21 protein-coding genes and 1 tRNA gene are annotated in these 20,074 nt (G+C 68.3%); 16 read left to right on the top strand and 6 right to left on the bottom strand.

Annotated elements, in window-relative coordinates:
* Window positions 1–97: 97 nt before the first annotated feature.
* Window positions 98–886: an AraC family transcriptional regulator gene (locus tag ACUVWL_RS03490; protein WP_049442508.1), complete on the bottom strand. Its 789-nt coding sequence runs from the start codon at window positions 884–886 to the stop codon at window positions 98–100.
* A gap of 90 nt (window positions 887–976) precedes the next feature.
* Here ACUVWL_RS03490 and ACUVWL_RS03485 point away from each other — a divergent pair, with 90 nt between their 5' ends.
* Window positions 977–2,107, top strand: coding sequence for an MFS transporter (locus ACUVWL_RS03485; RefSeq protein ID WP_100450333.1), 1,131 nt, complete (start codon window positions 977–979; stop codon window positions 2,105–2,107).
* Here the strand turns inward: ACUVWL_RS03485 and ACUVWL_RS03480 are convergent.
* The 3 genes from ACUVWL_RS03480 to ACUVWL_RS03470 form a co-directional block, all read right to left on the bottom strand.
* Window positions 2,094–2,528 (bottom strand): hypothetical protein, encoded by a 435-nt coding sequence (locus tag ACUVWL_RS03480; RefSeq protein ID WP_241887528.1) that lies wholly within the window; start codon window positions 2,526–2,528, stop codon window positions 2,094–2,096. The genes ACUVWL_RS03485 and ACUVWL_RS03480 overlap by 14 nt on opposite strands.
* A 111-nt stretch (window positions 2,529–2,639) precedes the next feature.
* The gene (locus ACUVWL_RS03475) at window positions 2,640–3,446 is read right to left on the bottom strand and encodes an amidohydrolase (protein ID WP_445978819.1); all 807 of its coding nucleotides are present in this window, start codon (window positions 3,444–3,446) and stop codon (window positions 2,640–2,642) included.
* A gap of 14 nt (window positions 3,447–3,460) precedes the next feature.
* Window positions 3,461–4,609, bottom strand: coding sequence for a pyridoxal phosphate-dependent aminotransferase (locus ACUVWL_RS03470; RefSeq protein ID WP_445978818.1), 1,149 nt, complete (start codon window positions 4,607–4,609; stop codon window positions 3,461–3,463).
* Between ACUVWL_RS03470 and ccmA the strand changes: the two genes are divergently transcribed.
* The 11 genes from ccmA to ACUVWL_RS03415 all read left to right on the top strand — a co-directional run bounded on the left by ccmA (window position 4,563) and on the right by ACUVWL_RS03415 (window position 13,190).
* A complete protein-coding gene (gene ccmA, locus ACUVWL_RS03465; protein ID WP_414612122.1) occupies window positions 4,563–5,417 on the top strand; it encodes a heme ABC exporter ATP-binding protein CcmA in 855 nt (284 codons plus the stop codon). The genes ACUVWL_RS03470 and ccmA overlap by 47 nt on opposite strands.
* The gene (ccmB, locus tag ACUVWL_RS03460) at window positions 5,414–6,109 is read left to right on the top strand and encodes a heme exporter protein CcmB (protein ID WP_014647762.1); all 696 of its coding nucleotides are present in this window, start codon (window positions 5,414–5,416) and stop codon (window positions 6,107–6,109) included. Before ccmA ends, ccmB begins: the two co-directional genes overlap by 4 nt.
* Window positions 6,110–6,152: 43 nt before the next feature.
* Window positions 6,153–6,923: a heme ABC transporter permease CcmC gene (gene ccmC, locus ACUVWL_RS03455; RefSeq protein WP_032960090.1), complete on the top strand. Its 771-nt coding sequence runs from the start codon at window positions 6,153–6,155 to the stop codon at window positions 6,921–6,923.
* On the top strand, window positions 6,920–7,108 hold the full coding sequence (gene ccmD / locus ACUVWL_RS03450; protein ID WP_005410342.1) for a heme exporter protein CcmD: 189 nt from the start codon (window positions 6,920–6,922) through the stop codon (window positions 7,106–7,108). Before ccmC ends, ccmD begins: the two co-directional genes overlap by 4 nt.
* Window positions 7,108–7,569: a cytochrome c maturation protein CcmE gene (ccmE, locus tag ACUVWL_RS03445; RefSeq protein ID WP_262093575.1), complete on the top strand. Its 462-nt coding sequence runs from the start codon at window positions 7,108–7,110 to the stop codon at window positions 7,567–7,569. The genes ccmD and ccmE overlap by 1 nt, the downstream gene beginning before the upstream one ends.
* Window positions 7,570–9,489 (top strand): heme lyase CcmF/NrfE family subunit, encoded by a 1,920-nt coding sequence (locus ACUVWL_RS03440; protein WP_445978817.1) that lies wholly within the window; start codon window positions 7,570–7,572, stop codon window positions 9,487–9,489.
* Window positions 9,490–9,497: 8 nt separating this feature from the next.
* Window positions 9,498–10,115, top strand: coding sequence for a DsbE family thiol:disulfide interchange protein (locus ACUVWL_RS03435; protein WP_014647766.1), 618 nt, complete (start codon window positions 9,498–9,500; stop codon window positions 10,113–10,115).
* 4 nt (window positions 10,116–10,119) lie between these two features.
* Window positions 10,120–10,569 carry a cytochrome c-type biogenesis protein gene (locus tag ACUVWL_RS03430; protein WP_049405998.1) on the top strand — a complete coding sequence of 150 codons (450 nt, stop codon included), beginning with the start codon at window positions 10,120–10,122 and terminating at the stop codon, window positions 10,567–10,569.
* Window positions 10,563–11,552: a tetratricopeptide repeat protein gene (locus ACUVWL_RS03425; protein ID WP_445978816.1), complete on the top strand. Its 990-nt coding sequence runs from the start codon at window positions 10,563–10,565 to the stop codon at window positions 11,550–11,552. Before ACUVWL_RS03430 ends, ACUVWL_RS03425 begins: the two co-directional genes overlap by 7 nt.
* Window positions 11,553–11,732: 180 nt before the next feature.
* A complete protein-coding gene (gene metX, locus ACUVWL_RS03420; protein WP_111205996.1) occupies window positions 11,733–12,845 on the top strand; it encodes a homoserine O-acetyltransferase MetX in 1,113 nt (370 codons plus the stop codon).
* Entirely contained in the window at window positions 12,846–13,190 is a 345-nt protein-coding gene (locus ACUVWL_RS03415) for a DUF1294 domain-containing protein (protein WP_014647770.1), read from the top strand. It begins immediately after the preceding gene.
* A 112-nt stretch (window positions 13,191–13,302) separates the two neighbouring features.
* On the opposite strand, the gene cydC is transcribed toward ACUVWL_RS03415, so the two are convergent.
* Together cydC and cydD are read right to left on the bottom strand one after the other, a co-directional pair.
* Window positions 13,303–14,982 carry a thiol reductant ABC exporter subunit CydC gene (cydC, locus tag ACUVWL_RS03410; RefSeq protein ID WP_445978815.1) on the bottom strand — a complete coding sequence of 560 codons (1,680 nt, stop codon included), beginning with the start codon at window positions 14,980–14,982 and terminating at the stop codon, window positions 13,303–13,305.
* Window positions 14,979–16,724 carry a thiol reductant ABC exporter subunit CydD gene (gene cydD, locus ACUVWL_RS03405; protein ID WP_197605032.1) on the bottom strand — a complete coding sequence of 582 codons (1,746 nt, stop codon included), beginning with the start codon at window positions 16,722–16,724 and terminating at the stop codon, window positions 14,979–14,981. Before cydD ends, cydC begins: the two co-directional genes overlap by 4 nt.
* Window positions 16,725–16,952: 228 nt before the next feature.
* Between cydD and ACUVWL_RS03400 the strand changes: the two genes are divergently transcribed.
* The 4 genes from ACUVWL_RS03400 to ACUVWL_RS03385 all read left to right on the top strand — a co-directional run bounded on the left by ACUVWL_RS03400 (window position 16,953) and on the right by ACUVWL_RS03385 (window position 20,016).
* Window positions 16,953–18,542, top strand: coding sequence for a cytochrome ubiquinol oxidase subunit I (locus ACUVWL_RS03400; protein ID WP_005410352.1), 1,590 nt, complete (start codon window positions 16,953–16,955; stop codon window positions 18,540–18,542).
* Between the two features lie 15 nt (window positions 18,543–18,557).
* The gene (gene cydB, locus ACUVWL_RS03395) at window positions 18,558–19,709 is read left to right on the top strand and encodes a cytochrome d ubiquinol oxidase subunit II (protein WP_445978814.1); all 1,152 of its coding nucleotides are present in this window, start codon (window positions 18,558–18,560) and stop codon (window positions 19,707–19,709) included.
* Between the two features lie 58 nt (window positions 19,710–19,767).
* Entirely contained in the window at window positions 19,768–19,884 is a 117-nt protein-coding gene (gene cydX / locus ACUVWL_RS03390; protein ID WP_005410354.1) for a cytochrome bd-I oxidase subunit CydX, read from the top strand.
* Window positions 19,885–19,939: 55 nt separating this feature from the next.
* Window positions 19,940–20,016, top strand: a tRNA-Pro gene (locus tag ACUVWL_RS03385).
* Window positions 20,017–20,074: the final 58 nt, after the last annotated feature.

The raw sequence follows: 20,074 nt of genomic DNA, 5'->3' as shown, positions 1-20,074 counted from the left end.
TGCAGAACCCCGGCTCCGGCCGGGGTTTTTCTTTGAAAAGGGGACGGAGGGGATTAAGTCGTTTTCGCCACGCCGTGCGTCGAAGGGCGAAAGCGACTTAATCCCCTCCGTCCCCTTTTGCGTGGCGCTGGAACGCGGCGGGCGTGGTGCCGGTCATGCTGCGGAAAAAGGCGATGAACGGACTCTCGGCGGAAAAACCAGTGTCCTGCGCAACGTGCCCGATGCGATGGCCAAGCAGCAGCAGCTCCATGGCGCGCATCAGGCGCCATTGCTGGCGCCAGGCCTGGTAGCCCATGCCGGTGTCGCGTTGCATCAACCGGCCGACCGTGCGCATGCTCAGGCCCGCACGCGCAGCGAGCTCACCCAGTTCAGGCGGCAGCTGCTCGGCCGGCGGCAGGCAGCGCGCGATGCGTGGATCGCGTGGCAGCGGCAGGTCCATCGGCGCCACCGGTGCGGCGGCGATCTCCAGCACGCACAACGCCAATTGATGGTGCGCGCGCGGCGCCCGCCAGTCATGGTCGAACGGCGCCTGCGCGATCGGTTCCAGCAATGCCTGCAGCAGGGGGCCGACGCCGATGATCGCCGGCTGCTGCGGCAGCCGTGCCGACAACGTGGCATCGAAATACAGCGAGCGGTAGTCCACGGCCTGGCGCATCTGTGCGCGATGGCGCAGGCCGCCGGGAATCCATGCCGCGCGCGAGGGCGGCAGCAGGCTGATGCGGTCGCCGAAGGTCAGCCGCGTGCAGCCCCGCCGGGTGTACAGCAACTGCGCGCGCGCGTGCTGGTGCCAACCCGAATCATGATCGGCCAGCGACGACGCGATGCCCAGCACCGGTGCGCTCCAGGCATCCGCATCGAAGTGCGCATCCGGTTGCAGCCACGCCATGTCCGATTTCATCCATTTCCTCGCCGGACCGACAGAGTGCGCCACTACGCCGGCCACCACAATACGCGGCCCTGTTTGCGGAGCACCCGCATGTCGCGTCGCCTGTTGTTGCTCACCATCGCGCTGCTGATGTTCCCCCAGTTGGCGCAGACCCTGTACAGCCCGGCCCTGGCCGACCTCGCCGGGCGCTTCGCACTGCCCCCCGGCGCCGCCAGCCAGGCCATGAGCCTGTACCTGTTCGGTTTTGCCGCCGGTGTCCTGCTATGGGGGCGGCTGGCCGACCATGTCGGTCGTCGCCCTGCCCTGCTCTGCGGCCTGGCCGTGTTCGTACTGGCCGCCTGCGGCGGCCTGCTGGCCAGCACGTTCGGCCAGGTCCTGCTGGCCCAGGCACTGGCCGCACTGGGTGCGGCGGCGGCCTCGGTGGTAACCCAGACCGTACTGCGCGATCACCTGAAGGGTCCGGCGTTGGCGCAGGCGTTCTCGTGGATCGGCATGGCGCTGGCCTTGAGCCCGGCGATCGGGCTGGCACTGGGTGTGCTGCTGGTGGACAGCCATGGCTATGCCGGCGTGCAGGCCGGCCTGCTGCTGATGGTCAGCCTGCTGATGCTCGGATGCGCAACGGGCCTGCGCGAGAGCCGCCCTGCGGAAGTCGCGCACACCCCCATGCTGCCACTGTTGTGGCAACTGCTGCGTGATCGCTGGATGTGGTCACAGGCGCTGCTGGTGATGGCGTTCAACGTGGCGATGTACAGCTGGTACGCGCTGGGCCCGTTCGTATTCGAACGCCTGCACTGGCCGCTGGCCTGGTTCGGTGCCAGCGGCGCGCTGCTGGCGCTCGGCTCGGCGCTGGGTGCATGGGGCAATGCTCGCCTGCTGCGCGCAGGCGTTGCCTCCGCCACGCGCATCCGGCTCGCCGCAGGGCTGGTGCTGGCCGGTGGCCTGTTGGCTGCCTTGCTGCACAATCAGCCGGCACTGGTCGCGGCGATGGTACCGGTGGTGGCCGGGTTCGGCCTGGCCATTCCCAATGTGCTGGGCCAGGCCCTCCGCGGATACCCGCACTGCCTGGGCAGCGCGGGCGCCCTGTTCGGCCTGCTCTACTACCTGTTGATCGGCGTGGCGATGGCCGTGGTCGGTGCACTGCAACTGCTGGCACCGACACTCATCGTGTGCGGCCTGCTTGCATTGTGGCTGCAGCGGCCGGCACGGCTCAGCGCCGGCTGATGGTGAAGGCGGCGCCGTCCACGCCCAGATCCCAGCCCTTGCCGGTGCCGGACAGGGCCAGCGAGATGTCGCCCTTGGTCATCACCTGCGCGTTGCTGGACTTCACGGCACCCGCATGCGCGCCAACCGAGGCGTAGGTGCCCAGCAGCTCGTCGACGCTGACGGCGCCGGTGAAGCTGCCACGGCCATTGGTGATCTTCGACTTGCCCACGGTCAGGCCGCCGCCCTTCACTTCGATACGCACCGGCAGGCTGGTGCCGTTGCTGCAGCTGACCGTGCCGTTGCCGGAAGCGGTCTTGTAGATCAGTGACCAGCCGGACAGGTTGTAGCGCAGCTGGCAATCGAGGTTGCCGGCGGCGTGCGCGGCCGGGGCCAGCGTGGCAGCGGACAGGGCCAGCAGCAGGGCGAAGGGCTTGTTCATGGCAGGACTTCCAGTTCGGTCGGACTGCCGGCGAATCTAGCAGCGCGCGCGTGCACGTTGGATGCAGGCGCGCGCGCTGCGTGGCAGGCATTCAGCCGCCGTCGTGCTGTTTCAGGCCTGCTCGTCCAGATGGAAGGCATCAGCATCGAGCATCGCCGGGAAACGCGCGCGATGTGCAGCCAGTGCTTCGGCCGAAATGGTGGTGGTCACCACCTGTTCGCGTTCGCGAATCTCCACCTGCGGCTGGCCGAGGAAGTCGATCACCGCGCTGTCGCCGGCGTAGTGCAGCTGGTTGCCGTCCACGCCGACGCGGTTCACCGCCGCCACGAAGCACAGGTTCTCGATCGCCCGCGCACGCAGCAGGGTCTTCCATGCATAGGCGCGCGCCGACGGCCAGTTGGCGACGAAGATCTGCAGGTCGAAATCCAGCTGCTGCGGGCGTTCGACGTTGTAGCGGTTGCGGCAGAACACCGGGAAGCGCAGGTCGTAGCAGACCTGCGGATTGATCCGCCAGCCCTTCCATTCCACGCTCAGGCGCTCACGGCCGGCGGCATAGCGCTCGTGCTCACCGCCGTAACGGAACAGGTGGCGCTTGTCGTAGTACTGCAGGCCGCCCTCTGGCGTTGCGAACAGCAGGCGGTTGTAGACGCCGTTGCCCTCGCGCAGCTGCACGCTGCCGATCACCGCCGCGTTCAGGGCCTGGGCCTGTTCGCGCACCCAGGCCACGGTCGGGCCGTCCATGCCTTCGGCCTGGGCAATGGCCTCGTTGGAGAAGCCACTGGTGAAGGTCTCCGGCAGGATCACCAGGTCGGTGCTGCCGGCCAGCGGTGCCAGCAGCGCGCCGTAGTAGGCGCGGTTGCCGGCCGGGTCATGCCAGCGGGTGTCGCCCTGGACGAGGGAAATGCGCAGGTCCTGCATGTCCGTGTCTCCGCTCACAGCAGGCGCAGGCGTTCGATCGCCGCGTCCATGGTCGCTTCGTTCTTGGCAAAGCACAGGCGCACCAGGCGCTGGCCGGCCGGCGGAGTCTCATAGAACGGCGACAGCGGAATGGCGGTGACGCCCTTCTCGATGGTCAGCCACTTCACGAACTCATGGTCCGGCAGGTCGCTGATCGCCGAATAGTCGACCAGCTGGAAGTAGCCACCCGGGACCGGCAGCGCTTTCAGGCGGGTGCCGGCCAGCTGCTCACGGAAGCGGTCGCGCTTGGCCTGGTAGAACGCGCCCAGTTCCAGGTGGTGTTCGGGTTCGTCGAGGATCATCGCGGCGAAGCCATGCTGCGCCGGGCCGAAGCTGGTGAAGGTGTTGTACTGGTGCACCTTGCGGAACTCGGCGGTCAGCGCCGGCGGGGCGATCGCATAGCCGATCTTCCAGCCGGTGCAGTGGTAGGTCTTGCCGAAGCTGGAGATGACGAACGCGCGCTCGCGCAGTTCCGGGTAGCGCAGCGCCGATTCATGGCGGCGGCCGTCGTAGATGATGTGTTCGTACACCTCATCGGAGATCAGGTAGATCTGCGTGCCGCGCAGCAGTTCGGCCAGCGCCTGCATGTCCTGCGCCGACAGCATCGCACCGGACGGATTGTGCGGGGTGTTGACGATCAGCATGCGGGTGCGCGGGGTGATCGCTGCGCGCACGCGGTCCCAATCGACCGCGAACGTCTGCGGATCGAGCGACACATGTACGGCCCTGGCTCCGGCCAGGTCGATCGCCGGTTCGTAGCAGTCATACGCCGGGTCCAGCACGATCACTTCCTCGCCGGCACGCACCACGGCGTGGATGGCGTTGAAGATGGCCTCGGTGCCACCGCTGGTGACGGTGATCTCGCTGTCCGCATCGACCTGCGCGCCGTAGCAGTCCAGCACCTTCTGTGCGATGGCCTGGCGCAGCGGCGCCACGCCGGTCATCGGCGGGTACTGGTTCAGCCCGGCGGCCATCGCCCTGGCGGTCTCGTCGATCAGGCGCTGCGGCGCCGAAAAGTCCGGGAAACCCTGGCCCAGGTTGACCGCGCCGTGTTCGGCGGCGAGCTGGGACATCACGGTGAAGATCGTGGTACCGACCTTGGGCAGCTTGGTGGTGGGTTGCATCGGCCTGGGCTGTGGGGGAACAGATCTGCGAGTTTACGCAATCCGCGCGTCGGTAGTGCCGGCCGCCGGCCGGCAACCTCGGCTGGCAGATAGCGAAATTGCCGGCCAGCGGCCGGCACTGCCATCGGCATTCACCGCTACAATTGCCGCCGCACTCCGGCATGAAGACCTTTGCCCCTTGAACACCCCTGCATTGCTGGCTGCCAGCGGCCTGAGCTTCTCCCGCAATGACGAGCCGGTGTTCGGCCCGCTGGACTTCCATGTGGACGCCGGCGAAGCCCTGCTGGTGCAGGGCGGCAATGGCGCCGGCAAGACCACCCTGCTGCGCGTGCTGGCCGGCCTGGCCCGGCCCGGTGCCGGCCAGGTGCGGATCGACGGCAAGCCGGCCAGCAATGCCGAGCGCGCGCGCTATGTCGCCTACCTCAGCCACCTGCCAGCGCTGAAACCGGACCTCGGCACGCTGGAAAACCTGCATTTCCTGTGCGGCCTGCACGGACGGCGTGCGCGGCAGATGCCTGGCAACGCGCTGGCCATCGTCGGCCTGGCCGGTTATGAGGACACCCTGGTGCGGCACCTGTCGGCCGGGCAGAAGCGGCGGCTGGCACTGGCGCGCATCTGGCTGTCGCCGGCGCCGTTGTGGCTGCTGGACGAACCCTATGCCAACCTCGACCTGGAGGGCATCACCCTGGTCAACCGGATGATCTCGGCGCACCTGCGCGCCGGTGGCGCTGCGCTGGTCACCACCCACGGTGCCTATGCCGCACCGCCGGTGCGCACCCGCCAGCTCGACCTCGGCGGTGCCGCGTGATCGCGCCGGGCACCGAACCGGGCCTGTGGCAGACCGCAGGCGCCCTGCTCAGGCGCGACCTGCGCCTGCTCTGGCGCCGCCGCGGCGATGCACTGCAACCGCTGCTGTTCGCGGTGCTGGTGGTGGTGCTGTTCGCCCTGGCCCAGGGCCGCGAACCACAGCTGTTGGCCGCCACCGCCGGTGCAGTGCTGTGGCTGGCCGTGCTGCTGGCCGGACAGCTGTCGCTGGATTCGCTGTTCCGCTCCGACGCCGAGGATGGCTCGCTGGAACAATGGCTGCTGGCGCCGGTGCCGCTGGCCTGGCTGGTGCTGGTGCGCGTGCTGCTGCATTGGGCCACCACTGCGCTGCCGCTGATCGTGGTCAGCCCGCTGCTGGCCGAAATGCTGCATCTGCCGCATGACCAGCTGCCGATGTTGCTGGCATCGTTGCTGCTGGGCACGCCGTTGCTGAGCCTGATCGGTGGCGTGGTCGCCGCGCTGACCGTAGGCATCCGACGCTCTGGTATTCTCGTGGCGCTGCTGTCGTTGCCGCTGTACGTGCCGGTGCTGGTGTTCGGCGCAGGCAGCCTGGCGGCAGCCGGACGCGGACAGGATCCGGTCGGTGCGCTGCTGATGCTGGGCGCCGGCCTGCTGGTCGCGCTGGTGCTGGCGCCGCTGGCCACTGCCGCTGCAATACGTATTTCTCTGAGTTGACCGAGCTGAGAGCCAATCCACCCCTGCTGGATAGCCGCCACGCATGAATCCGATTGTCCGCTGGTTCCACCAACTCGGTTCGCCCCCCACGTTCGACCGTTTCGCTGCCCGCTGGTCGCGGGTGTTCTACCTCGCGGCGGTGCCGGTGCTGCTGGTCGGCATGTGGCAGGCGCTGCTGGTGGTGCCACCGGAAGCCAAGCAGCTGGACAGCTTCCGCATCCTCTACATCCACGTGCCCAGTGCCTGGATGAGCCTGTTCGTCTTCGCGCTGATGGCGCTGTATGCGGCCATCGCACTGGTCTGGCGGATCAAGGTCTGCGAGATCCTGGCCATGGCCTGCGCGCCGATGGGCGCCGGCTTCACCCTGATCACCCTGTTGACCGGCAGCATCTGGGGCAAGGGCACCTGGGGCACCTGGTGGGACTGGGACCCGCGCATGACCAGCGAGCTGGTGCTGCTGTTCCTGTACCTGGGCGTGATCGGCCTGTACCACGCCATCGAGGACCGCCGCAGCGCCGCACGTGCGGCCGGCCTGCTGGCCATCGTCGGTGTCAGCCTGCTGCCGGTGATCCGCTACTCGGTGGACTGGTGGGGCGGCCTGCACCAGCGCCAGTCGATCAACGTATTCGGTGAATCGGCGATCAGCAGCGCGATGATCGCGCCGCTGTGGTGGATGGTGATCGGCACCAAGTTCTGGTTCGCCGGTTCGGTGCTGGCCAAGGCCCGCGCCGACAATCTCGACCGCGAGGCCGGCAAGGCCTGGGTCGGCGGCCGCGTCGATGCCGGACGCCCGGCCCGGGAGGCCCAGCCATGACCCACCTGCCCTATGTGATCGGTGCCTACGCGGTGTTCGTGCTGGTGCTCGGCGCCGATGCCATCGGTTCGTGGCTGCGCCTGCGCGTGGCGCGCCGGCTGGCACTGGCCCGCCAGCAGCGCCAGCAGACCCGCGCCGGCAGGCAGGACGCAGCGGCGCCGTTGTCGACGGAGCTGGAACGATGATGACCCCGGTACAGCGCCGCCGCATGGTGTGGGTGTTGCTGGCCCTGCTCGCCTCCGGCCTGGCCACCGCACTGGTGGCGATGGCACTGGAGCGCAACATCGCCTACCTGTACACGCCGTCGGAAGTCCTGCGCGGCGATGTCGATGCGCAGTCGCGCTTCCGCCTCGGCGGCATGGTGGTGAAGGGCTCCTTCAATCGTCCGGTCGGCTCGCTGGAGGCACGCTTTGAAGTGACCGACGGCGACGCGCAGCTGGCGGTGACCACGTCGCGGATCCTGCCGGACATGTTCGCCGAAGGCACGGCGGTGGTCGCCAGCGGCCGCCTGCAGGACGGCACCTTCGTCGCCGACGAGGTGCTGGCCAAGCACGATGAGAAGTACGTGCCGAAGGAAGTGGCCGACAAGATGGGCGATGCCCATCGCAAGCACGACGTGCCGGTGACGGCACCCGAGGTGCGCTGAGTGCTGCCCGAACTGGGTCAGATCCTGCTGCTGTGCGCGTTGCTGGCCTCGCTGCTGCAGGCCGGCCTGCCGCTGGTCGGTGCGCAGCGCAACAATACGGCGTGGATGGCCGTGGCACGACCTGCCGCGTTCGCGCAGCTGCTGCTGGTCGCCGGCGCGTTCGCGGTACTGACCGCCGCGTTCGTGCAGCAGGACTTCTCGGTGCGCTACGTGGCCGAGAACTCCAATTCGCTGCTGCCGATGGTCTACCGCTACTCGGCGGTCTGGGGCGCGCACGAGGGCTCGCTGCTGATGTGGGCGCTGGTGCTGGCGCTGTGGACCGGCGCGGTGGCGCTGTTCTCGCGGCACTTGCCGGCACCGGTGCAGGCGCGCGTGCTGGCGGTGATGGGCGTGGTCAGCGTCGGCTTCCTCGCCTTCCTGATCTTCACCTCCAACCCGTTCCTGCGCCTGAACCCGGCACCGCTGGAAGGCCGCGACCTCAATCCGCTGCTGCAGGACCCGGGGCTGATCATCCATCCGCCCATGCTGTACCTGGGCTATGTCGGCTTCGCGGTGCCGTTCGCCTTCGCGGTTGCCGCACTGCTGGAAGGCCGCGTGGACGCACGCTGGCTGCGCTGGACGCGGCCATGGACCAACGTCGCCTGGGGCTTTTTGACCCTGGGCATCGCGCTGGGCAGCTGGTGGGCCTATTACGAGCTGGGCTGGGGCGGCTGGTGGTTCTGGGACCCGGTGGAGAACGCCAGCTTCATGCCGTGGCTGGTCGGTGCGGCATTGATCCATTCGCAGGCCGTCACTGAAAAGCGCGGCACCTTCGGCAGCTGGACCCTGCTGCTGGCGATCGCCGCCTTCGCGCTGTCGCTGCTGGGCACGTTCCTGGTGCGCTCCGGCGTGCTGACCAGCGTGCATTCGTTCGCCGCCGATCCCTCGCGCGGCTTGTTCATCCTGGTCTTCCTGTCGGTGCTGGTCGGTGGCAGCCTGCTGCTGTACGCGCTGCGTGCCAGCCAGCTGAACGTGGACGCCGAGGACCCACGCCGTGGCTTCACCGCCACCTCGCGCGAGACCCTGCTGCTGGCCAACAACCTGCTGCTGGCCACCGCCTGCGCGATGGTACTGCTCGGCACGCTGTACCCGCTGCTGGCCGATGCGCTGTCGCTGGGCAAGATCTCGGTCGGCCCGCCCTACTTCGGCAGCCTGTTCCTGCTGCTGATGGCGCCGATGATCCTGCTGCTGCCGTTCGGCCCGCTGGTGAAATGGCAGCGTGACCAGCCCTCGCGCGCCTTCGCGCTGCTGGCACCGTGGCTGGGCCTGGCGCTGCTGCTGGGCGCGCTGGCCTGGTGGCAGGCGCCGCAGAACGGGTGGAAGGCCGGCATCGGCGTGGCCGCTGCGGCCTGGATCGCGCTCGGCACCGCACGCTTCGTCTGGCAGCGCCTGCGCGGCAATGGCCGCTTCACCGCCGAAATGCTCGGCATGATCGTCGCCCACGCCGGCATTGCCGTGTTCCTGGCCGGCGCGCTGCTGGTGGAGGCGCTGAACGTGCAGCGCGAAGTGGCGCTGGCACCGGGCCAGCAGCTGGTGGTCGGTCGCCACGAAGTGCGCTTTGAGGGCGTGGACCATCGCGAAGGCCCCAACTTCATCGCCGACCGCGGCCGCCTGCGCGTGTTCCGCAACGGCCGCGAGCTGGCCCTGCTGCACCCGGAGAAGCGCCAGTACGCCAGCGGCGGCCAGGTGATGACCGAGGCCGGCATCGATGCACGCTTCAATGGTGATGTCTACGTGGCATTGGGCGAGCCGCTGGGCAACAATGCATGGGCGGTCCGGGTGCACATCAAGCCGTACGTGCGCTGGATCTGGCTGGGCGCGCTGTTGATGGCCCTGGGCGGATTCATCACCGCCGCCGATCGCCGTTTCCGTCGTCCGTAGGAGTTCCCATGTCCGAGTCCCCCACCCCGCGTCCCTCCCGCCCGCTGCCGCCGGTAGCCATCGTGATCGGCGTGCTGTTCTTCTTCGGCCTGCTCGGGCTGATGATCTACGGGGTGATGAAATCAGGCGATCCGCAGCGCGACGTACTGCCGTCGGCACTGATCGACAAACCGGCGCCGGCATTCGCGCTGCCGGTGCTGCACGACCCGGAAATGATCGTGCACAGCGACGACCTGCGCGGCGCGCCCTACCTGCTGAACGTGTGGGGCAGCTGGTGCGCGGCCTGCCGCGAAGAACACCCGGTGCTGACCCGCTTCGCGGAGAGCAAGCGTGTGCGCGTGATCGGCTACAACTGGAAGGACGACCCGACCGACGCGTTGCACTGGCTGGAACAGCTGGGCAACCCGTTCATGGTCGTGCTCAGCGATGTCGAGGGCCGTACCGCGATCGACTGGGGCGTGACCGCCGCACCGGAAACCTTCCTGGTCGATGGCAGCGGCATCGTGCGCTGGAAGTACAGCGGTGCGATGACCCAGCGCGTGGTCGACGAGAAGCTGATCCCGGCGCTGCAGAAGATCGAGAAGGCCCAGGGCAGTGCCGGCAACACCCTGCATACGGCGCCCTGAACCCATGCGCTGGCTGCTGGCGTTGCTGCTTCTGACGCTGCCGCTGGCCGCGCTGGCCCAGCAGCCGCTGCACGATCCGCAGCCGCTGCAGTTCCGCGATGACGCCGAGGAACGCCGCTTCCATGACCTGGCCGCGCAGCTGCGCTGCGTGCAGTGCCAGAACCAGTCGCTGGCCGATTCCAACGCGCAGATCGCCCAGGACCTGCGCCGCGAGGTGCTGCAGCTGATGCAGCAGGGCCACGACGACGCACAGATCAAGCAGTTCCTGGTCGCGCGCTACGGTGAGTTCGTGCTCTATCAACCACCGTTGCAGCCGGGCACCTGGCTGCTGTGGGGTGGCCCCCTGCTGGTGCTCGGCGCCGGTGCACTGGTAGTGCTGGGCATCGTCCGCCGACGTGGACGCACCGTCGGCGCGGCGCCGGCCGGCAAGGCCGATGAAGGAGACGAATGGTGAACCATTGGCTGCCGATGCTGGCCGGGCTGGTCGCCGCGCTGATGGCAGCGCTGGTGCTGTGGCCACTGCGCCAGCGCGGTCGGCGCGGTTTCGTGGTCGGCGTGCTCGCGCTGGGCGTGGCCGGTGCCTGCCTGTATCTGCTGGTCGGTGACCCAAGGGCGGCACAGGTACAACCGACCCCGTCGGCAGCCACCCTGCGCGATGGCGTGCAGGCACTGCAGGACGCACTGGAGCGCGACCCGCAGCGTGCCGACGGCTGGGCATTGCTCGGCCGTTCGCAGGCCGAACTGGGCAACGCCGCAGCCGCGGCGGATGCCTTCGCGAGGGCCGCCGCATTGGCACCGGAAGATCCGGGCGTGCTGGTGGAAGCCGCGCAGGCGCGCGCGCAGGCTGATGCCGGCAAGCAGTTCGATGACACCGCAATGGCCTGGTTGCAGCAGGCGCGCGCACAGGCTCCCGATGCCGAGCGCGCCAGCTGGCTGCTGGGCATCGCCCTGCGCCAGCGCGGAAGGAACGCCGAGGCCGCGGATGTGTGGAGCGGCCTGCTGCCACGACTGGAGCCGGGCGCCGCGCAGGCGCTGCAGGCACAGATCGCCATCGCGCGCGAGGCCGCTGGCCAGGCGCCCGATGCTGGCGCTGCGGCGCCACCGGCGCTGCTGCAGGTGCGCGTGCAGCTGCCGGCACTGAAGAACGCCGAGTGGCCAGCCAGCACCCAGGTGTTCGTGCTGGCCCGTGCCGTCGGCGGCCCGCCGATGCCGGTGGCCGCTCGCAAGCTGCCGCTGAGCGGATTCCCGGACACGGTCGGGCTGGGCGACGGTGACAGCCCGATGCCGACCGCACCGCTGTCGGCCCATCGCGAAGTGGAAGTGGTGGCACGCATCTCGCGCAGCGGCAGCGCCAACCGCAGCGAGGACGACCTGCAGAGCGTTCCGGTGAAGGTAAGCCTGCCCCACGACGGTGTTGTGGAGCTGCACTTCCCTTGACCTGTAGAGCCGAGCCGATGCTCGGCTGCCCGGCGCCGGCAACTCAACCGCAGCCGAGCATGGGCTCGGCTCTACAGTAGATCCACGCCATGCGTGGATGCGACGGTCCGGTCCGCGTCCATCCATCCATGGAAACCAGCGTGTCGCCAGCTCCACATGCAGCCCCGCTAGAATGACTGCATGACCGAATTCATCCCGCCCGGCACCCGCTTCCACGCCCTGCCCTCGCCGTTCCCGTTCAAGCGCGGTGGCGCCCTGCACGGCGCACGCGTGGCCTACGAGACCTGGGGCACGCTGGCCGCTGACGCCAGCAATGCGATCCTGATCGTGACCGGCCTGTCGCCGGATGCGCATGCGGCGGCCAACGAGGCCAATCCGGCGCCGGGCTGGTGGGAAGCGATGGTTGGCCCCGGCAAACCCATCGATACCCGCCGCTGGTTCGTGGTCTGCGTGAATTCGCTGGGCAGCTGCAAGGGATCGACCGGCCCCGCCTCGATCAACCCGGCCAGCGGTGAGCCCTACCGCCTGGACTTCCCCGAGCTGTCGATCGAAGACGGCGCTCGCGCCGCGATCGAAGTCGTGCGTGCGCTGGGCATCGCGCAGCTGGCCTGCGTGGTCGGCAATTCCATGGGCGGGATGACCGCGCTGGCCGTGCTGATGCTGCACCCGGGCATCGCGCGCAGCCACGTCAACATTTCCGGCAGTGCGCAGGCGCTGCCGTTCTCGATCGCGATCCGCTCGCTGCAGCGCGAGGCCATCCGTCTCGACCCGCGCTGGAATGGCGGCCACTACGACGATGCCGAGTACCCCGAGTCCGGCATGCGCATGGCGCGCAAGCTGGGCGTGATTACCTACCGCTCGGCACTGGAATGGGATGGCCGCTTCGGCCGCGTGCGGCTGGATTCGGACCAGGCCGACGACGATCCGTTCGGGCTGGAATTCCAGGTGGAAAGCTATCTGGAAGGCCACGCACGGCGCTTCGTGCGTTTCTTCGATCCCAACTGCTATCTGTACCTGAGCCGTTCGATGGACTGGTTCGACCTGGCCGAGTACGCCGACGGCGACGTGCTGGCCGGGCTGGCGAAGATCCGGGTGGAGAAGGCACTGGCCATCGGTGCCAACACCGACATCCTGTTCCCGGTGCAGCAGCAGCAACAGGTCGCCGACGGCCTGCGTGCCGGCGGTGCCGATGCGCGCTTCATCGGCCTGGAATCGCCACAGGGCCATGATGCCTTCCTCGTCGATTTCGAGCGTTTCGGCCCGGCCGTGCGCGGCTTCCTCGACGCGCTGTAAGTGGCGTGGCGGCGTAACCTCGCGCTGGCCGCCTTCGGCGCGCTGACCGCCTTGATGATCAGCGGTGTGCTGCCGTTGTGGCTGGGTGGCTGGTGCCTGCTGGCCAGTGCGGTGTCGTTCGGTCTCTATGGCCATGACAAGCGCGCGGCGCAGCGAAAGCGATGGCGCATTCCCGAGCGCACCCTGCAGCTGCTGGCCTTCGCCGGAGGCTGGCCCGGCGCGCTGCTGGGCCAGGCGCTGTTCCGCCACAAGCATCGCAAAGCCGCATTCCAGTGGGTGTTCTGGCTGTGCGTGCTGGCCAACGTGGCCTCGATCGCGGTGATGCTGCGCGAGTTCTCCCATTGACCGGCCTGTAGAGCCGAGCCCATGCTCGGCTGGCTTGCTTCCGGAGCCGAGCATGGGCTCGGCTCTACAGTAGATCCACGCCATGCGTGGATGTGCCGACCAAGGTCGGCATCTACCGAAGCACTTCGCGCTCCAACACCCCATCGCGCAACCGGTACTGCGCATCGACCACGCCTTCGGGCAGGTCGTCGTGGGTGATCATCAGCAGGCTGCGCCCGTCCAGCAACCCGGAAAGGTCCTGCAACAGCGCACGTGCGGTATCCACGTCCAGGCCTTCGGTGGGTTCGTCCAGCAGCAGGATCGGCGCATTGCGCAGCAGCGCGCGCGCCAGTGCCAACCGCCGCGCCTGGCCGGCCGACATCGTCGCGCCGTTCTCGCCCACCCAGGCCTGCAGGCCACCGTTGCACTCGGCCCAGTCCCCCAGGCGCACGCGACGCAGGACCGCCCACAACGCGGCATCACGGGCGTCGGGATCCCCCAGCCGCAGGTTCTCGGCCACGGTACCGGCAAACACCGGTGCGTTCTGCGGAAGCCAGGCCAGCTGGCGGTGCCACTCGGCCTGGGCGACGTCGCGCAGGTCGCGTCCGCCATAGGTGATTCGCCCCTGTTGCGGATCCCACAACCGCAGCAGCAGGCTGGACAGCGTGGTCTTGCCGCTGCCGCTGTCGCCACGGATCGCGATGCGTTCTCCCGGCGCCAGGGTCAGCTGCAGGCCGGACAACACCGGCCGCGCGGCACCTGGCCACTGGAAGTGCACGTCATCCCAATGCACGTGCGCCGCCTGGGGTACCGGCTGCGGCGTCTGCGGATCCTCCACCGTCGGCGGTTGTTCGACGCTGGCCTGCAGGCGGTCGGCAGCAACGCGCCCGGACTGCAGCGACTGCCAGGCCAGGCCCATGCCGGCCCAAAGTTCGATCAGCGCCACGGTCAGGAAGACGAGGCCCGCGGCCATTTCCGGCGCGATGTGCTGCTGTTCGGTGGCGTGCAGGGCCAACGCCAGCATCGCCACCAGGCCCAGCCCCGCCACCAGGCCGTGCAGGGTCGAGGCCGCGATCAGGCGCCAACGCCGACGACGATCACGCGAGGCCAGCTGCTTGGCGGCCACGCGTACCTTCAGCTGCCAAGCCGCATCGGCATGCAGCGCAGCCAGGTCACCGGCCCCCTCCAGCCCTTCGAATGCAGCGGTGCGCAACGCCGCGCGGTGCGCGGCACGATCGGCCTCTTCGTCGTCATGGCCACGCACGCCCAGCCACGGCACGCCGAAGGCGATCAGCAGCGCCAGCACCGCCAGCAGTACCGCCGCCGAGGGCAGGATCAGCGCTGCCGAGGCAACCGCCACCAGCGACAGCGCGCCCAGCGCCACCAGCGGCCCGATCGCACGCACCAGCAGGCCATCCACCTCACCGATGTCCCCCAGCAGGCGCGCCAGCAGCTCGCCGGTGCGCGTAGCCCCCAGCCGTGCAGGTGCCAGTGGCAGCGCGCGACGGAAGAACCACACGCGCAGATCACGGGCGATGCGCAGGGTGGCATCGTGGCCGACCAGCTTTTCGAAGTAGCGCGACACGATGCGCGCCATGGTCAGGCCACGGATGCCGGCCGAGGGTGAGAAGAAGTTGAAGCCCTGGCCGAGGCCGGCCGCACCGGCCAGCGCGGCCGCCGTGAGGAAACCACCGGACAGGCCCAGCAGCGCCGTGCCGGCCAGCATCGTGGTCCACAGCAGCAGCAGGGTCAGCAACAGGCGCGGCCGGTGCCGCAGGAATATCGCGCGCAGCGAATCAGGCGAACGGCTCATGCGCGCACCGCCTGTGCCGGCTCGACCAGGCGGCCTTCCGGCAACAGCAGGCAACGATCGGCCCAGGCGATCACGGCCGGGCTGTGGGTGGCGACCACTACGCTGCGCCCGCGTGCATACGCGGCCAGGCTGCGCAGCAGCGCCGCCTCGGTATCGGCATCGAGGAACGCGGTGGGTTCGTCCAGCAGCAGCACCTGCGGGTCGCGCAGCAGCAGGCGGGCCAGGCCAATGCGGCGGGCTTCACCACCGGACAGGCCGAAGCCGCGTTCGCCGATCACCGTGTCCAGCCCCTGCGGCAGGCGCTGGGCAAACTGCAGTACCTGCGAGGCCTCGGCCACCGCGCGCAGGCGCGCATCGCTGGCGCCGGGATCGGCCAGGCGCAGATTGTCGGCGATGCTGCCATGGAACAGGTACGGTCGCTGGCTGGCATAGGCCACCTGCACGCCGGGGCGCAGCTGCAGCTTGCCGGCACGCGGCGGCAACCAACCGGCCAGCGCCTCCAGCAGCGTGCTTTTGCCGGACCCGCTGGGACCGACCAGGGCCAGGCGCTGGCCCGGCTCCAGCAGCAGGTCCAGATCCCGCAGCACATCCTGCGGCGCCCCCAACGGGCGCAGTACCAGTCCTTGCGCCTGCAGTGGCGGCAAGGCGGCCTCGGCCGGCTCCACCGCCAGCGGCGCAACCTCGTTCTCGATCAGGCCCTGCTCGTCCGGCAGCGACTGCAGCAGGCGCTCCACTTCGGCGGCGGCGGCCAGTGCATTGGCGCGATCATGGTAGTGCGCAGCCAGCCGTCGCAGCGGCGCATAGAACTCCGGCGCCAGCAGCAGGCAGAACAGGCCCGCACCCAGCGTCGGCACCGCTGCATGCAGCGACATCATGCCCAGATAGCTCAGGCCCAGGTACAGCGCCACCATCGCCACGCTCACCGAGGCGAAGAATTCCAGCACGGTGGACGACAGGAAGGCGATGCGCAGCACCTTCAGGGTGCGCACGCGCACGCCTTCGGCGGCGGCCTCGATGCCGGCCAGTTCGGCTTCGCCGCGGCCATACAGGCGCAGCAGGCCCAGGCCCTTGATGCGGTCGGCGAAGTGGCCGCTCATGCGCGCCAGCTCGCCCAGCTGCGCGCGCCCAGCGGCTTCAGCACCCCAGCCCACCAGCATCATGAAGAACGGCACCAGCGGCGCGGTGAACAGCAGGATCAGCGCCACCACCCAGTCCACCCAGGCGACAGCGGCCAGGATCAGCAGCGGCACCACCACCACTTCGGTGCGCACCGGCAGGAAGCCGCTGTAATAGCTCTCGATCGCATCACCGTGATGCAGCATCAGTTCGCCCAGTTCACCGGTGCGGCGCTGCCGCAGCCAGAGCGGGCCCTGGCCCAGCAGGCGCGCGAACACGCGTTCGCGCAATGCCAGCCGGGCGGCGTCGGCCACGTCACCGGCGGCGGCCTGGGTGGCGCTGCCCAGCAGGGTGCGCAGCACCAGGATCACCGCCAATCCCGCCAGCACCGGCAGGCCAGAGGCCAGCGGCGCGCGCTCCACCAGCACCTGCTGCACCAGCCAGGCGATGGCGGCAGCCTGGCCGATCAACAGCGCGCCGGACAGGCTGATGCACAGCGCAGCCAGGCGCTGGCGGCCCCGGGCGGAGCGTGCCAGGTCGGCCAGCCAGGCCGTGCGCACACGCCGCTGGCGGGCGGTTTCAGCTTCCGGGGACAGGCCGTCAGGGGTCGTTTCGGCAGCGCTCAAGAGGTCTTCACGGGCAACGGGGGAGACACGGCATTGTAGGCGCAGGCAATAGCCCGCCCCTGCGGCCGGCGGTCGCAGTCTTCATCAGGTTGGCATACGATCAGCCGGGGCACCTGTTCATACATTGATCTGGATCAAGGCTGTTTGAAGTAGTCGGTCACATCATTCACGTCGTAGACCACCCTTCCCGCCACCTGCAACGGCACTATCCAACGAGGTAGCCAGGCCATGATTGATCAGACAGTCGTAGAACTGTCGCGGCTGCAATTCGCGCTGACCGCGATGTACCACTTCCTATTCGTACCGCTCACCCTCGGCCTGTCCTTCATGGTGGCCATCATGGAGAGCGTGTACGTGATGACCGGCAAGGAGATCTGGCGCAGGATGACCCTGTTCTGGGGCGTCCTGTTCGGCATCAACTTCGCCATGGGCGTTGCCACCGGCATCGTCATGGAATTCCAGTTCGGCATGAACTGGTCCTACTACAGCCACTACGTGGGTGACATCTTTGGTGCGCCACTGGCGATCGAAGGCCTGATGGCGTTCTTCCTGGAAGCGACCTTCGTCGGCCTGTTCTTCTTCGGCTGGAACCGCCTGAGCAAGGTCAAGCACCTGATGGTGACCTGGCTGATGGCGCTGGGGACCAACCTGTCGGCGATCTGGATCCTGGTGGCCAATGGCTGGATGCAGAACCCGACCGGCGCGGTGTTCAACCCGGAAACCATGCGCATGGAAGTGGTCGACTTCATGGCGGTGGTGTTCAACCCGGTGGCGCAGGCCAAGTTCGTGCACACCGTCAGCGCCGGCTACGTGACCGGTGCGGTGTTCGTGATGGCGATCAGCGCCCTGTTCCTGCTGCGCAACAAGCACAAGGACCTGGCCCGTCGTTCGTTTGCGGTGGCCGCGGCGTTCGGCCTGCTGTCATCGCTGTCGGTGGTCGTGCTGGGTGACGAGAGCGGTTACGCCGCCAGCGAACACCAGAAGATGAAGCTGGCCGCGATCGAGGCGATGTGGGAGACCGAGCGTGCGCCGGCCGACTTCACCGCCTTCGGCATCCCCAACCAGGAGACTCACCAGAACGACTACGCGGTGAAGATCCCCTACCTGATGGGCCTGATCGCCACCCGCTCGTTGAACCAGCCGATTCCCGGCATCCTGGAACTGGTCGAGCGCGCCGAACACCGCGTGCGTGGCGGCCAGCTGGCCTACGGTGCATTGGAACGCCTGCGCGCCAACAAGAACGACGTTGAAGCGCGCGAGATGTTCGACCGCCACTGGCAGGACCTGGGCCACGGCCTGCTGCTCAAGCGCTATCGCGATGACATCCTCAACGCCACCCCGCAGGAGATCTCGCAGGCGGCGATGGACACGGTGCCGCGCGTGATGCCGTTGTTCTGGACCTTCCGCGTGATGGCCGGCCTGGGCTTCTACCTGATCGCCTTCTTCGCACTGGCCTTCTACTACTCGTGCCGCAACAACTTCCAGGACAAGCGCTGGTTCCTCAAGCTGGCCCTGTGGACGCTGCCGGCACCGTGGATCGCGATCGAGTGCGGCTGGTTCGTGGCCGAGTATGGTCGCCAGCCGTGGGCGGTCGATGGCGTGCTGCCGACCTTCTATGCGGCGTCGGGCCTGGCCCTGCATGAAATCGTGCTGACCCTGGCCGGCTTCACTGCCATCTACACCGCGCTGATCGTGGTCGAGATCAAGCTGATGCTCAAGGCGATCCGCAAGGGTCCGGACGAGGTGCTGCCGTCGCTGCAGTCGCCCCAGCCGCATGCTTCCCACAATGCCTCGGCGCCGGCCGCCGGCCAGGCCTGAGGCAGGAGAACCAAGATGGATTTCATTCTTCTGGACTACACCACGCTGCGCGTGATCTGGTGGCTGCTGCTCGGCATCCTGCTGATCGGTTTCGCCGTGATGGATGGTTTCGACCTGGGCGTGGGCACCCTGCTGCCCTTCGTCGCCCGCAACGACGCTGAGCGCCGGCTGGTGATCAATACCATTGGTCCGGTCTGGGAAGGCAACCAGGTGTGGCTGATCCTGGGCGGCGGCGCGATCTTCGCCGCCTGGCCGCCGCTCTACGCGGTCAGCTTCTCCGGGTTCTACCTGGCGATGTTCGTGATCCTGTTCGCCCTGATCCTGCGTCCGGTCGGCTTCAAGTTCCGCAGCAAGATGCCCAGCGAGCGCTGGCGCAACACCTGGGACTGGGCGCTGTTCATCGGTGGCTTCATACCGGCGCTGATCATGGGCGTGGCGGTGGGCAACGTGGTGCTGGGCGTGCCGTTCCACTTCGATGACAGCATGCGCATCTTCTACACCGGCTCGTTCTTCGGCCTGCTGATGCCCTTCGCACTGCTGGCCGGCCTGCTCAGCGTGTCGATGCTGGTCGCCCACGGTGCCGCCATGCTGGTGCTGAAGACCGACGGCCCGGTGGCCGAGCGTGCGGCCCGCTTCGGCAGCATCGCCGCGATCATCGCTTTCGTGCTCTTTGCGCTCGGCGGCGCCTGGGTGGCCTTCGGCCTGCCGGGTTACCAGATCACTTCGCAGGTGGTCACCGACGGCGCCACCAATCCGCTGCTGAAGACCGCCGAACTCGGCGCCGCCGGTGGCTGGATGCGCAACTACAGCACGATGCCGGCCACGATCCTGGCCCCGCTGCTCGGCCTGGCCGGCCTGCTCGCCAGTGCGGTGCTGCTGCGTGCCCGCCGCGGCGGCCTGGCCTTCATTGCCTCCGGTGCGGCCATCGCCGGCATCATCCTGACCGTCGGCTTCGCCATCTTCCCGTTCCTGCTGCCGTCCTCGAGCCAGCCCACCTCCAGCCTGACCGTGTGGGATGCCTCGTCCAGCCACCTGACCCTGTGGATCATGCTGCTGGCCACGGCGGTGTTCCTGCCGATCATCCTCGCCTACACCACCTGGGTGTACCGCGTGCTGAAGGGCAAGACCACCACCGAAGAGATGGGCAACAACCCGAACGCGTATTGATTGCTTGCACGTGTGCCGACCAACGGTCGGCACCTACCCGGAATGAAGGAGACTGATCATGTGGTATTTCGCCTGGATTCTCGGTGCCGGCCTCGCCTCGACGGTGGCCATCCTCAACGGCATGTGGTTCGAAGCCCGCGAGCAGAACCGCATCGAGAAAGAAAATCGTCGCTGAGCTGTAAAAAAACCTTGCCGCCTTGGCCTTCACACGGTATCTTAGGCGGCTCCTTCGGGGTGTAGCTCAGTCTGGTAGAGCGCTACGTTCGGGACGTAGAGGTCGCAGGTTCGAATCCTGTCTCCCCGACCACTTCGGTGGTCGCATTGAAGCCTGGTGAAGTCGTCCAGGCTTTTTTGTTCCCTGAAGT

It is taken from the genome of Stenotrophomonas muris (assembly GCF_052751275.1).
The sequence above is the reverse complement of the archived record's forward strand: the minus strand, read 5'-3'. Positions and strand labels throughout refer to the sequence as shown.

What these genes read in the sequence shown, in the direction of transcription:
- ACUVWL_RS03490 (WP_049442508.1), bottom strand. Translation starts at nt 886, where the DNA reads ATGGCGTGGCTGCAACCGGATGCGCACTTCGATGCGGATGCCTGGAGC.
- ACUVWL_RS03485 (WP_100450333.1), top strand. Translation starts at nt 977, where the DNA reads ATGTCGCGTCGCCTGTTGTTGCTCACCATCGCGCTGCTGATGTTCCCC.
- ACUVWL_RS03480 (WP_241887528.1), bottom strand. Translation starts at nt 2,528, where the DNA reads ATGAACAAGCCCTTCGCCCTGCTGCTGGCCCTGTCCGCTGCCACGCTG.
- ACUVWL_RS03475 (WP_445978819.1), bottom strand. Translation starts at nt 3,446, where the DNA reads ATGCAGGACCTGCGCATTTCCCTCGTCCAGGGCGACACCCGCTGGCAT.
- ACUVWL_RS03470 (WP_445978818.1), bottom strand. Translation starts at nt 4,609, where the DNA reads ATGCAACCCACCACCAAGCTGCCCAAGGTCGGTACCACGATCTTCACC.
- ccmC (WP_032960090.1), top strand. Translation starts at nt 6,153, where the DNA reads ATGAATCCGATTGTCCGCTGGTTCCACCAACTCGGTTCGCCCCCCACG.
- ccmD (WP_005410342.1), top strand. Translation starts at nt 6,920, where the DNA reads ATGACCCACCTGCCCTATGTGATCGGTGCCTACGCGGTGTTCGTGCTG.
- ccmE (WP_262093575.1), top strand. Translation starts at nt 7,108, where the DNA reads ATGACCCCGGTACAGCGCCGCCGCATGGTGTGGGTGTTGCTGGCCCTG.
- ACUVWL_RS03435 (WP_014647766.1), top strand. Translation starts at nt 9,498, where the DNA reads ATGTCCGAGTCCCCCACCCCGCGTCCCTCCCGCCCGCTGCCGCCGGTA.
- ACUVWL_RS03430 (WP_049405998.1), top strand. Translation starts at nt 10,120, where the DNA reads ATGCGCTGGCTGCTGGCGTTGCTGCTTCTGACGCTGCCGCTGGCCGCG.
- ACUVWL_RS03425 (WP_445978816.1), top strand. Translation starts at nt 10,563, where the DNA reads ATGGTGAACCATTGGCTGCCGATGCTGGCCGGGCTGGTCGCCGCGCTG.
- metX (WP_111205996.1), top strand. Translation starts at nt 11,733, where the DNA reads ATGACCGAATTCATCCCGCCCGGCACCCGCTTCCACGCCCTGCCCTCG.
- cydC (WP_445978815.1), bottom strand. Translation starts at nt 14,982, where the DNA reads ATGAGCCGTTCGCCTGATTCGCTGCGCGCGATATTCCTGCGGCACCGG.
- ACUVWL_RS03400 (WP_005410352.1), top strand. Translation starts at nt 16,953, where the DNA reads ATGATTGATCAGACAGTCGTAGAACTGTCGCGGCTGCAATTCGCGCTG.
- cydB (WP_445978814.1), top strand. Translation starts at nt 18,558, where the DNA reads ATGGATTTCATTCTTCTGGACTACACCACGCTGCGCGTGATCTGGTGG.
- cydX (WP_005410354.1), top strand. Translation starts at nt 19,768, where the DNA reads ATGTGGTATTTCGCCTGGATTCTCGGTGCCGGCCTCGCCTCGACGGTG.